The organism is Limnohabitans sp. 15K, from assembly GCF_002778285.1.
Classification (GTDB): Bacteria; Pseudomonadota; Gammaproteobacteria; order Burkholderiales; family Burkholderiaceae_C; genus Limnohabitans_A.
This window is the reverse complement of sequence record NZ_NESM01000002.1, coordinates 229,395-243,025: the sequence shown is the minus strand read 5'-3', so window position 1 is coordinate 243,025 and position 13,631 is coordinate 229,395. Positions and strand designations below refer to the sequence as shown.

Genomic DNA, 13,631 nt, shown 5'->3' with positions numbered 1-13,631 from the left:
AGACCTATTTTTTGAACGCCGCTTATGCACATCGCCCTGCTTGAAGATGAAATCACCCTGGCCCAAGAAGTCACGGCGCTTTTGACCGCAGCCGGACACACGGTGGAGCATTGCGCAGACGGCCACCAGATCATGCGGGCGCTGGGCCGAGACACCTTTGACTTGTTTGTGCTCGACTGGCATGTGCCGGGTCCCAATGGGCTCGAGGTTTTGCAGCACCTGCGTGAAGTGCTCAAACTCGCTTCGCCCGTGGTCTTTTTGACCAGCAACAGCGCCGAAGACCAGATTGTCCAGGCCCTCAATGCGGGTGCCGACGACTATTGCGCCAAACCCGTTCGGGCATTTGAATTCATGGCCCGTGTGGCCGCTTTGCAGCGTCGATTTGCACCCGCTGCCCCTTTGAGCAAAGGGGGGGAGTTGATGCCCGGTTACGTGTTTGACCACATCGACCGCTCGATCAAGGTCGACGGCCATGCGGTGGTGCTGACCGAAAAAGAATATGAACTTTGCCGTTTGATGTTTGAAAATCCCGACCGTCCGATTGCCCGCAACCGGATCATGAAAGAGGTCTGGGGTCGCGAGGAAGACGCGCTATCACGCACCTTGGACGTGCACATTTCCTGGATTCGCCGCAAACTCAACATCGGTGCCAACGCCGACAAAGTGCGTTTGGTGGTGGTGCACGGATTTGGGTACCGCCTGATGCAAATGGCCCAAGCCGAGGGGGCCAGTTCATGACCAAAATCAAACCCATGCAAAAGACCTTGACCCATTGGCGCTGCGCCGTCTTGGCGTCTTTGTTGGCCATGACCAGCGCCGCCCATGCGCAAATCGCCACACCGCCGGATGCCGACCACTTGGTCTACCAAATGCAGCCAGGCGACACCTTGTTGGGCTTGGTCGCCAAGCACATGCAGGGCGCTGATGCCCTCAAACGCTTGATTCAGGCCAACAAGTTGGTCAACGTGAACCGCATTTCGGTGGGGCACAAAATCAACATCCCGCGTGACTTGCTCAAGCACACGCCTGCCACAGCCACCGTTACCAGGCTCAATTGCAAATCGGTGATCCAGATCGATGGCAACGCTTCTGCACCCATCCAAATGGGCACCGTTCTGAGCGAAGGCGCTGTTCTGCGCATCCCAGCGGGCTGCCAATTTGCCTTGACCCTCGAAGACGACTCCATGCTTCGCCTGATGTCGGGGGCCGTTATTCAGCTCAAAACTCTGCGCCGCAACGCATTCGAAACATCCCCAGAAGTCAAAATCGAGTTGCTCGATGGGCGCATGGAAATCGACGTGCCCCGCAAACGCCAAAGCAATGACGCGCCTTTCCAAGTGCTCACGCCCACGTCGGTCGCGGGTGTCCGTGGCACCGAGTTCCGGGTGGGCTTCAATGCCCGTCAGCGCACCAGCCAGGTCGAAGTCAAAGTTGGCGCTGTGGGTGCACGCGGCGGGCAAGAAAAGGCCGAAAAACGCGCTCAATCTGGCGAAGGTGTGGCCATCGCAGCCAATGGCCAGTCGCTCGACATCGAAAAACTGCTCTCTGCCCCTCGCTACAGCAAAGCCGAAGTGCAAGGCGGCAGCAAAGACTGGCTGCTCAAGTTCGAGGCCGATCCCTCGGCGGACCGTTTCATGCTGCTCACGGCCGAGGACGCCAACTTCAGCGCCCCCGTCACCGAAAGCCAACCCAAGCAGTCCCAAGTGTTGGCCCCTGAGTTGGGTGTCAAACCCGTGTTTTACCAATGGGCCTCGGTCTCAACCACGGGCCTGATGGGTTCGTCGCAAGACTTTGCCGTGTGCAAGGGCTACAAACGCCTGGACCAATGGCGTTGCAACGTGCCATTCAACATGGCAGGGTTCAACAACCCGCACTTGCTTTTCCAAAAAGTGGATGCGCAAGGCCAAACGGTGGATTTGATCAATGGCCCCATTCAGGCCAATGTCAACAACCTGTTGGTGTTTCGAGGCTTGCCCTCTGGCGTATACCGTTGGCGCATTCAGCACGATGTGAACAGCACTGCGAAAGCCGGCATCAACGGCCAGTTTGAGTTGGTGGCCATCCCTGGCGCCGACTGATGAACCCCTTGTTGGCCACTTTGACTAAGATTTGGCCAAGTTTGTGGCAAGGACGGCGATCACGCGACGAGCAGCGCTTCTATCTGGAATGGGTAGTCGTCACGCTGCTTGCGCTCAGCACCTTGTGCCTCTTCACCGTCATGCAATGGGGCACCACGCCGGGCCTGGTCATTTATGACCAGATGCACCGTTTGCGAGCCCCTTTGCCCTCGAACGACGTGGTCATCATCGGCATTGACGACGCAACCATTGATGAGCTGGGCGGCTGGCCCCTCAACCGCCGTGTGTATGCTGATTTGCTCAAAAAGCTGGCCGACACCGGCAACCAACCCAAGGCCATTGGCTTTGACATCTTGTTCCCCGACCCCAGTCCGGCCGACGCGCAGCTGGCGCAAGAGATGCGGCGGCACAAGGTTTTTTTGTCGGTGGAGCAACCCCGCGCTCAGGCCAGTGCGCACTTTGTCGTTCGCAAGCCTGAAGGCCAATTGATCGACGCGGCCCAAGGACTGGCGCACATCAACATCACGTTTGAGAGCGACGGGTTTTCTCGGGGAGCTTATTTGCAAGAGGGCAACTTGCCGCATTTGGCCTTGGCGGTGTCTGGCCAACCTGCTCAAAACTACCAGTCTCACGGGGCCTATCGCCGTTTCAATTTGGTTGACCCCGAAATCGGTTTGCCCGTGGTGTCTTTGGCCGACGCCTTGTCGGGCTCATTCCCGCTGGGGCTGCTGAAAGACAAATACGTGTTGATCGGCTCGGTCGCCCCCAGTTTGGGCGACCACTTTCCCACCATTTACTCCGGGCGGCAAGGCTCGGGCACCCCCGGTGTGATGTTGCATGCCAACTTACTCAATGACATCTTGCGCGGTAACCTCATCAGCCCTGTCCCCCTGTGGGTGCAGTTGGCGCTCAGCTCTTGGGCGGTGCTCTCGGTCATGATCGCCCTCATGGTGTTCAGCCCATTTTTTGAGCTGCTGGTCACGCTGATCACCGTGGTTTCAGCCTTGGTCGTTAGCTTTGTTTTTCTGTGGGCGGGTGATGCGTGGTTTGACCCGGGGCTGTGCATTTTGGCGATTGGCTTGGTCAAACCCGCATGGGCTTGGCGACGCAACGAGATGATTGTCAGCTTCATGGGTGAACGTGCCGCACAACTGCAGCAAGTTCAAATTCAACGCAAAACGCTGGGCAGAGGTGGGCTCAAGCTGCGGCACTTTGCCAGTGACACCGTGTTGCAATACTCGCGTTTGCTCGACAAAGCCATTGGCGTGACCAGCGAACGGGTGGCATTTTTGAACCGCATCGTCTCTGAAATCCCGACCGCCATGTTGGTGGCCGATGCCGAGCAGCGCGTGCTCTTGGTCAGCCCCCGCATGAAGCAAGACATTCCCGAGAGTTTGCTCGATACGGGCCAGTCACTGCTCCCTTTGTTGGCGCATTTGGGTTTGGGCACGACTCGCCACCTGGAGCCCCTTTTGGGCAAAGACCATTACGTCACGGCCCGAGTGGGGTCTGGCACAGCACGGTTTTTTATCTTGCGCGTGGCGCAGTTGCCGCAGTCTGACGACAGCACCTTGTGGATTTTTGCCCTGACCGACATCACCGAAGTGCGGCAGTTTCAGGCCCAGCGCGAGCAAACGCTGCAACTGCTCTCGCACGACATGCGCACCCCCATTGCGTCCATCATCTCGCTCAGCCGCCAAAAGCCAGTGGACTCGGCCGGTGAGGCTCGGGCACAAGACCCCGAAGCCCAAAAAACCGCAGCCAACATCTACCGCCACGCCTACACCCTGCTGAACATGATGGACGACTTCATCTTCTCTATCAAAGCGCAGGCGCAAACCTACCAGCGGTCTGAGATTTTGGTGGACGGCCTGCTGGACGAAGCCATGTTCCAGGTCAAAGACTTGGCGCACAGCCGCCAAATGCGACTGGTGCAAGACTTTGACGATGATCCGCAATTCATCCTGGCCGATCAGCGCCTGTTCACCCGCATGCTGGTGAACCTTCTGGTCAATGCGATCCGTTATGGCCAAGCCAACACCGAGATACGCCTCAGCTTGTCGCACGACCCCGATACCCAATTGGCAGGGCGCATGGTGCACTTGACCATCGCCAATACCGTGGGCGAACAAGTGGCCAACAGCACAGGCCAAGAGCACACGTCCAGAGGGTTCGGTTTGGGGCTAGAGTTTGTGAAAACGGTGGTTCAAAAACACAACGGCCAAATTCAACTGGACTTGCCCACCGAGCCCGGTAGCCGCGCCTTGGTGCGCATCAAAGTACCAATTTCGACAATAAATGGACTTTGAATGGTCTTTTCTGCCAAATTGATTGATTTCATTGGTTAATTTATGATTCCTTAAGAGTTAATTTCGATAATCGCCACGACAATACCGACTTCTTTGTGAAATCTTTGGTATCTGTTTGGAGCGGTTATGAATTCGGGTCACTTTAAAACCATATTTTCGAAACGCTTGGGCTGCCTGGTCGCCGTGGGCGAACATGCCAGCAGCCAAGGCAAGGCCACCGGCGCAGCTTCAGGCCAATTTGTGGGTTTTGCGGGCACCGATTGGCTCAGTACGGTTTTGCAATTTGTGGGTGTTTTGACGGCCTCGTGCGCTTTGGTCACTTTGGCATGGGCTGGGCCGGTTGCAACAAGCGCATTGCCCACAGGTGGTCAAGTCGCTCAAGGTGCAGCCTCTATAAGCCAGTCGGGTGCCGTGATGAACATCACCCAGAGCACCTCCAAAGCGGTGGTCAACTGGAATACCTTCGACATTGGTCAAAACGCCAAGGTCAACATCGTGCAACCCGGCGCAGACGCCGTCATGCTCAACAGCGTGACCAGCGCCAACCCCAGCCAGATCCTGGGCCAGCTCAATGCGAACGGCCAAGTGGTCTTGGTCAATCCCAATGGCGTGCTCTTTGGCAAAGACGGCAGCGTCAACGCCAGCAGCTTCACGGCTTCGACTCTGGGCATCACCGACGCCAACTTCATGGCGGGCAACCAGCAGTTTGAGCGCAACGGCAGCACGGCCACAGTGGTCAACCAAGGCCGCATCAACACCACGGGCGGCTACGTCGCTTTGTTGGGCGCCAGTGTCAGCAACGAAGGCCAAATCAACACGCAAGGCGGCACTGCCTACCTGGCCGCAGCCGAAACGGTCAAGATCCCAGTCAGCGGCAGCGGCCGCATCAAGCTCGAACTGAGCCCCAGCCGCATCAACGCAGCCGTGGCCAACGGCAAAACCGGCACCATCGTCACCGAAGGCGGTCAGGTTTACATGCAAGCGACATCGCTCAGCACCATGGTGGCGAGCATCATCCAAAGCGGCAGCATTGACGCCACAGGGGTGCAGGGCGGGGCGGTGCACTTGCTGGCCGACGGCGGGCAGATTAAGGTGAGTGGCAGCATCACAGCCAACAGCACGCAAATCATGAGTAAGGGCGGCGACATCATCATTGGTCGCGACACCGAATCAGGCGTGCTGGCTAAAAGCACCGACGCGAGCGGGGCAAAGCTGGAGTCGAAGGGCGGATTTGTGGAGACTTCGGGCGGTTATTTGGAAGTGGACGGCATCTCCGTCAAAGCCAAAGACTGGTTGCTCGACCCCACCAACATCCGGATTGTCAGTGGCACACCTTTACCTTTTACCCCCTCGATTTCAGATGCTGGAGCACCCCCTGCAAACACCACATTTCAAGACACAATAGCAGTCACTGAAAGCCAAATAAAAAACACAACCATTCAAGATGCGCTGAATGCGGGGACCAACGTCAAAATCAGTACAGGTTTAGCTGGCTCTGTTGGCACTTCTGATGGAAACATCGTGGTCGATGCTGTGATTGTTAAAAATGGCAGCAAAGATGCGAAGCTTACGCTCGAAGCTAACAACGGCATCATTGTGAATCAACGTATTGGCAAAGCCAGTAGCGATACCTCCACGGGTAAGCTCGACGTCACCATGACTGCATCTGGCAATGCCGCGACGGTCACCAACCGCAGCGGCCTAACGCTCAACAGCGTAATCGATGCCGGCGATGGCAACGTGAGCCTCACAGGCACCAACAGCAACACCAACAGCGGCAGCCGTGGTGTGAACTTCAACAATGGCTCGGGCATTACCGCCAACACAATCACGGTGACAGGCACTGCTAAGGGCTCTGCCGAGTGGAACCAGGGCGTGCTTTTTTCTGGCACTAGCAGCTTCAAGTCAATAGGCAGTAGCGTCATGACCGGCATCAGCAGCAGCACAGCCGGTGCGATCAATTCCGCAGTCGTCTTTAACGATGGCTCTAACGTCACGTTGGATGGCGGCACGGGCAGCTTGACCGTTCAAGGCACGCATGACGTGGCAGGCTATGGCGGCATTCGCTTTGGTGCCTATGGCGGCAGCTCCACCAACCCCAGCTTGACGACCAAAGGCAACGTCACCTTGGGCACTCAAGACTCGAGCAATGCCAGTTTGAATGCTGGCTTCATGCTTCGAGGTGGTTTGATCACCGCGGACACAGGCAGCCTAACCATCAAAGGGCAGGCAACAGGTACAGGTATTAACTTGTATGACGGTTACGGCACTATCAAATCTAATGGAGGTGCCATTACTCTAAACGGCGTGGCCACCACCAGCGGCCATGGCGTGTACTTCAATAGCAACCAGGTTGGTACATTGAACAGCGGCGGTGATGTCACCATCATTGGCTCTGGAAAGGGTGGAAACCAAGGCGTTCAGTTCAACGGCGGCAATGTGCGCGTTTACGGCAACAACGTCACCATCAACGGTACAGCCAACACCGCCAGCGGTCAAACGGGCTACGGTTTTTACAGCATGATCGGTCCAGGCGCAGGCAACACCATCACGGCTGCTGGCAATCTGTCCATCACCGGCACCCTCAATGGCGCAGGATCCGGCACAGCCGTTGCCCACACCTCCACCAACTGGCAAAACTTGGTCAATGCCTACACCGCAGGCGGCACCCTGAGCATCACGGGCACCAACAACGCTTCGACAGCTAACACCGGCGCCACCATCACCATGGCCGGTGTCCAGGCCAGAGCAGGTGGTGACCTCACCGTCAGCGCCACCAACAACAATGCTGCGACAGACGCCATTTCTATTTATTCGGCTCTTTACCTTTCAGGTGGCGCTGCCCCTGGCTACCAAGGCGGTGCATCTTCCTTTGTGTCTACAGGCGGTAATACCACCCTCAAGAGCAACCAGGGCGCGATCTTCATTCAAGACGGCGTTCCCAACTCGGTGACCTCGACAGCCATCACCGGCAAGAACGTGATCATTGACAACACCGGCGGCACGTTCACTGGGGGCGTTTTTACAGCAGGCAGTGGTACGGCCACTTCAACCACTCACGCAGGCGTTCAAATCTCAGATGGCCTGGCCAGCAACGACCTGTATCTAGCCAGCAACCCGACTCTGCGCACCATCACAGCCAGCGATACCAGTGGTCAAATTGTGCTTAGCGGCAAGAGCACTGGTAACAATTCAACCTCGTCTCAAGGTGTGCGCATTGGCAGCACTGTCAGTTTTGTGGCTCCAACGACGAGCTTGTTGGGCACCAGCACCGCCAGCAATGGCATTTCTACCACCGCAGCCATTACTGCAACAGGTCAAATTGGCTTGACCGGTGAGCGCACCACACCAGGTGTTGGCCTCAATATCGGGGCAGCCATCAGCACCACCGGCACCAGCAGCACGACCACGCTCACATCGACCACCGGCGCTGTCTCGGGTACAGGCAACATCACCACAGCTGCGGGCAACACCGGCTCGATCACGGTGAACAGCGCCATGGCAGGCACACTGTCGGGCGTGATCAGCGGCGGTGGATCTTTGGTCAAGCAAGGTGCAGGCACCACCACCCTCACGGGCACCAACACCTACGCCGGAACCACGACTATCAGCGCTGGTACTTTGCAAGTTGGCAGCGGCGGCAGCACAGGCACCTTGGGTGCAGGAGACGTTACTCTTGCCAACGGTGCTGGCTTGGTCTACAACCGTAACGTCGATACCGTGATCAACAACACCATCTCAGGCAATGGCACGGTCAGCGCCACCATCACTGGCAATTTGGATGTGGCCAAAGCCGTCAACTTGAGCGCCGTAGGCAACACCGTCAACCTCAACGCCAGTGGGAATATCACCCAATCTGCTGGCTCGATCACTGCCACAAACCTCTATTTGACAGCTACGAGTGGTGGCATTGGCACTTTGAGTAAACGCATCACTAGCAATGTGTCCAACTTGGCTATGTCGTCGGCAGGCAACCAGTTTTCAGGCCAAGTCAATGCGCTAAACCTTGCAGCCAAGACAACAGGCTCAGGCAATATTGACGTCAAAACAACCAACGGCACCTTGAATGTGACATCTGTGAACGGTATCAACGGCGTCACCTCCGCGGGTACAGGCAACATCACACTTGACGGTACTTCGACAGGAACAAGTGGGACGGGTTTAAATATTGCGGCAAACATCACAGGCAATGGTGATGTGGTTTTGACGGGCAAGACTGCAGCCGACAACCGTCCAAACAACACTGTATTTGCAGGCATTACCAATGGTGCCACAGTGACTGCAAAAAACATCACGCTCAACGCGTTGGCTTCTAACACTACCGCTGATGTGTTGGGTTACTACGGGGCTGGCGGTAGCTTGATTGCAACCAACAACCTCACGGCCACTGCAGAGAGCAAAGGTGCTGGTGTAGGTTTTTACATGTGGTCTGGTAAAACCCAGTCTGGTACTGGCATGAGCATCACAGGTACCAGCAACATCGATTCAGGTATTGGCTTGGACAATGGCGCTCAAGTGCTCAACAAATTAGCAGTTGGTTCGGCAACTGGCAATCTGATTTTGAGAGGCTCGACCAACAGTACTAGCCGCAGCAGTGTGGGACTGTATAAAACCATCATTGAGAACACCAGTGCTGATGGAGGTGTTCAAATCACGGCGGTTAAAGGAGACGTTATTGCTAACAGCGGTCAGGCTAACACCATCACAAACGCAGGATCTGGAGCGGTCGTTTTGTCTGCAGGGCCAAGCCTGTCAACTGATTCGGGTGCGATCGACGGAACTAATTTGGCCATTACCCAAAATGGCAGTGGCGGCGTTCAAGTCACAACCTCAGGTGCAGGCAACGTTACTGCACCCAAAATTATCAATAACGGCACCGGTAACGTAGTCGTTGCTGCGGGCACGGCCATTGCTGCAGGCACCGGCACAGGCGGTCAGGTGAAGACGGTATCGGGTAACACCATTACGCAAAACAGCACAGGCAAGACCTACGTCTATACAGGGAACGCCATCGACACCGGTGCCTTGTCCAACTTGAGTGTATTTAACAGTGGCCTTTTTCTGTCCACCATTTTGGCGAACACGAAGAACGCTGTCGCTAACGCGGCTTATGGCAGCACCATCCCTGGCGGTGCCAGTGCACAAGTGATGTTCCGCGAGAAGGTGGCGATTCAAGTTAATGGTGGCAGTGTCACAAAAACCTACGGTGATGTGAACACATCTAACTCGGGTGCAGACGTTTCAGCATTGAATGCGTCACTCAAATCTGCTGTGATTGCCAGCAATGCGGGGACGATCACCCAGACTAGCGCGGCGGGTACGTTGAATATTTCCAGTGCTGACTTGATGAATGATGTGTCGCTGACTCCTTCAACCGGTGCTACATACAGCCGTGCCAGTTTTCTCAATGCAGGAAGTTACGACTTCGGCATTGCAAGCAACCAGTACACAATGACATTGAAAACAGGTGAAGTAGCGCGCGTGACAGTGGGGCAATTGGCTTTGACAGGTTCAGTGGGTGCAAGTCAATCTGTTTATGGCTCACCACTTGTAAAGGGAACAGTCACACTGACCAAAATTCTGGCGGGTGATGTCATCTCTCCAGTAGTGACCATTGATACAACGGGCAACACCAGCAGCAGTGGCAACCTGAAATTCGGAAGTTATGCTGGCATCCAATCTGTCACCGCCCTCAGCGGCTCAGATGCTGGAAATTATTCATTTTCCGATATCAATCGAGGCGATTACAACGTGAGCAAGTTGGCGCTGGGTGCTGACATTGCAGCTGTTCAAACCACATACGGCAGCAATGCGGGCATCGGTGGGGTGCAGTTTGTTGGTGCAATTGCGGGTGATTTGGTCGGCATCAACTCTGCGTCTCTGATTGCGCCTGTTTACAGCAGCAGTGGGAATTTGAAAGCCGGAACATATGTGCAAAGCGTCTCGTCAGGGGTGAGTGGCACCGATGCTGATAACTACAACTTCAGCGGTACCAGTAGTGCCAACTATGTGGTGAGCAAACTGGCCCTGAACACCCAGATCGCTGGCGTGACCACCACTTACGGCACAACAGCGGCCACAGGTGCGGCCAGCGTCAGTGGTGTGCTCTCGGGTGACAAAGTCGATCTGGGTAATGCCAAGGCCACTTTGGTGGACGCAGCCAACAGCAGCAGCAGCCAACTCAAGGCAGGCACCTATAAACAGACCGTGGCCAACGGCCTGAGCGGCGATGACGCTGCAAACTACACCGCAGCGCCCACCAGTTTGGCCAACTACGTGGTCACACCCAAAGCGATTGCAGCCACGGTGACCGCAGCTGACAAAGTCTATGACGGCAACAATGCCGCCACACTGAACGCCAACAGCGCTGGCATCTTGACCGGTGATGTGGTCAACGTGTTGGGTGCAACAGGCACCTTCGCCAGCAAAAACGTGGCCCGTGATGGGGCCGGCAATGTGGTGGCACAAACTGTGACGGTGACAGGAACGGGTGTGGGCTTGGGTGGTACCGATGGTGCCAACTACACACTGACCAATGCCACCAGCATTGCCAGCACTACGGCCAAGATTACCCCCAAAGACCTCAGCGTCTCAGGCATCACCGCCAGCGACAAGGTGTACGACGGCACCACCACCGCAACTATCAACACTGTCAATGCAGTAGTCTCAGGCCTGGTCACGGGCGACAGCGTGAGCGTGTCGACCCAGTCGGGCGTGGGCAACTTTGCCAGCAAAGACGTGGCCTTTGACGGTGCAGGCGTTGTGGCCAGCCAGGCGGTCACCGTCAGTGGTTTGAGCCTGAACGGTACATCCGCTGGCAACTACAACGTGAGTGACAAATCGGGTGCTTCGGCCAAAGTGCTGCAACGGGCGCTGAGCATCACGGGCAGCGTGGCACAAGACAAAACCGTAGACGGCAACACGAACGCGCAAGTCAAACCCGGTCAATTGGTGAATTTGGTGGCGGGCGAGTCGCTGGTGGTCTCTGCCACAGGCCAGTTTGCCGATGCAGAGATTGGCAGCAACAAGGCGGTGACCACACAGTACGCTCTGGCCAATGGCGCCAATGGCGTGGCAAGAAACTACACCTTGGCGGGCGAGGTCTTACGAGCCGCCATTTTGGTGGCTGCGATCAATCCGGTCCAGCCGATCGTGAACCCATCGAGGACCAGTGGTGGTGGCCGGGTAGTGGTGTCGGGCAGTGGTAACAGCGGTGCGGCTTTGGGTGTGGCTGAGGGTTCGACTGAAGACGAAGTCATCAGCCGCGAAGAGTGTTCGGTGCTCAACCCAGAAAAGTGCGAGTGCCAAGAATCTACAATTCCGGGCGTCGAGATGTGCTTTGCACCGGTGCAGGCTGCTAACAGCAAGAACTAATACAAAACGAGTGAAGTCATGAAACTTTATCCTTTTCAAAAAACCGCATTGACTTTGGCTTTGATGGCCGTTACTTCAGGCGTCTGGGCGCAGAGCAATGCGGGCGCAGACGCGCAGCGCAGCATTCAAGAATCGCAAAGCAAACTGCCCGCCAAACCAGCGGCCAAACCGATAGCGCCGGATTTGCAAGACTTTTCAGACGTGAGCCCCATGGCGCGTTTGGATGTGCTGGACATCAAAGACGACGCACTTCGCCCCGAGATTGAGGCTTACTTCAAGCGTTTCATGGGCAAGCCCGTGACCGAAGAAGAGATGATCGCTTTCAAAGGCTGGGTCAACGACACGGCCAAGGCCATGGGCTTCATGGCCTATGCCCAAACCGATGTCGAGGGCAACAAGTTGCACATCCGTTTGGTGCTGCCGCGCATCAACAGTGTCAAGGTGTTCACCCGTGACGAGGCGCTGGCCAACCTTTACCTCAAAGATTTGAACGCCCGTTTCGAGGCCGACTTCAAGCCCGGTATGCCCGTGGATATTTTGTCTTTGGAGCAAAAGCTCGATGCGGTGAGCTTTTCCTTGCCCCTGGAGTTGGATGTGGTCATCCGCTCGGCAGGCCCCGAATTGCTCGATTTGCTGGTCAACGTGACAGAAGCCCCTTCGCGCCCCTGGGAGATGTTGGGTGGTTTGGTGCAGACCAACAACTATGGCCTTCGCCAGTTTGGCAAGGCGCAGGTGTTGGGGCAGGTGAGTTTTGGCGGGCATTTACCCAGCTCGCGTTTGACCTTGACGGGGCAAAAGTCCCAGGGCATCACCTATGTGCGCAGCGAATACGACATGCCTGTGGCCAGTTGGGACAGCCGCTTTCGCATGGGTTTGGGCCATTCAAGAAGCGAGGGCATTCGGGGCGGGCAGTCGGTGACGCAGAGCCAGTCGAACGACTTGGTCATGGGACTGGAAAAGATTCTGGGCCATCGCCGCGAGTTGGTGTTCAAAGGTGCGGCCGATCTTTCCACACGCCAATCTCGCAGCGAACTGTCGTCAACCGGGGTCGAGGTCAATCGGGTGCAAGACCACCAGTTGCGTTTGCGCCTGTCAGCCGACAGCGACCGTTTGTCTAATGAACCCATGCGTGCTGAAGTGACTGCGGTGGTTGGTCATTACGCCACCTTGGTCAACTTTCAAAACGTGCCTGAAAACAGCTACACCAAGCTCGAGTTCAATGCGCGCAAGCAGTTCAACCTGAGCGAGGATGGCAAGTGGTACGGCTTGGCCAAAGTGCGTGGCCAGCGCACATCGCAGCACATGGAAGGCTCTAATCAGATGAGCTTGGGTGGTGCGAATGGCGTACGCGCTTATTCCACAGCCGATGGTTTGGGTGACGACGCGTTGCTGACCACGTTGGAGTTCAATTACAAATACCAACCCAACCAAACTTGGGGCGTGTTTTACGACGGCGGTGTGGTTCGGGCCAGCAAAAAGCCTTTGGCAGGCATCTTCAGCGAGACCTATGCCTTGCAAGCAGTGGGCTTGCAGACCAGTGGCAACGTGAACAAGTGGTACTACAACGTGGCTGCGGCCAAGGGATTCGGCGGCAACAAAGGGGCACTGCCAAGTGATATCGACTCCAAACCCAACAACTGGCGCTTGAATGCCTCTTTGACTTTCGTCTTCTAAGCCATACTGATTCGATAAATTCAATTTTTTCATTAAAGCCCGCCTGGAGCGGGCTTTTTTTCGTCCGAAAATATCAGTTTTATTAAATATTTCTAAAAATACCTACAAATTACGCATTGTTGCGGTTATTTAATCGGCGGTCGTGTTTTTGACTGCTAAAATTGATAGTTAGATGGTTCTAATATTTCATTTCTGA

The 13,631-nt window shown here is 55.9% G+C and carries 5 protein-coding genes; all 5 read left to right on the top strand.

Features of this window, described 5'->3' with window-relative positions; all coding sequences use genetic code 11:
* The first annotated feature begins 24 nt into the window (after nucleotides 1–24).
* The 5 genes from B9Z40_RS09910 (at nucleotide 25) to B9Z40_RS09890 (ending at nucleotide 13,435) form a co-directional block, all read left to right on the top strand.
* Nucleotides 25–738, top strand: a complete 714-nt coding sequence (locus B9Z40_RS09910) for a response regulator transcription factor (RefSeq protein WP_100173191.1) — start codon at nucleotides 25–27, stop codon at nucleotides 736–738.
* On the top strand, nucleotides 735–2,078 hold the full coding sequence (locus tag B9Z40_RS09905) for a FecR domain-containing protein (protein WP_100173190.1): 1,344 nt from the start codon (nucleotides 735–737) through the stop codon (nucleotides 2,076–2,078). Before B9Z40_RS09910 ends, B9Z40_RS09905 begins: the two co-directional genes overlap by 4 nt.
* Nucleotides 2,078–4,387 carry a CHASE2 domain-containing protein gene (locus B9Z40_RS09900; protein ID WP_100173189.1) on the top strand — a complete coding sequence of 770 codons (2,310 nt, stop codon included), beginning with the start codon at nucleotides 2,078–2,080 and terminating at the stop codon, nucleotides 4,385–4,387. Before B9Z40_RS09905 ends, B9Z40_RS09900 begins: the two co-directional genes overlap by 1 nt.
* Nucleotides 4,388–4,513: 126 nt before the next feature.
* Nucleotides 4,514–11,761, top strand: a complete 7,248-nt coding sequence (locus B9Z40_RS09895) for a YDG domain-containing protein (RefSeq protein ID WP_100173188.1) — start codon at nucleotides 4,514–4,516, stop codon at nucleotides 11,759–11,761.
* 18 nt (nucleotides 11,762–11,779) lie between these two features.
* Nucleotides 11,780–13,435, top strand: a complete 1,656-nt coding sequence (locus tag B9Z40_RS09890) for a ShlB/FhaC/HecB family hemolysin secretion/activation protein (RefSeq protein WP_100173187.1) — start codon at nucleotides 11,780–11,782, stop codon at nucleotides 13,433–13,435.
* Nucleotides 13,436–13,631 lie beyond the last annotated feature (196 nt).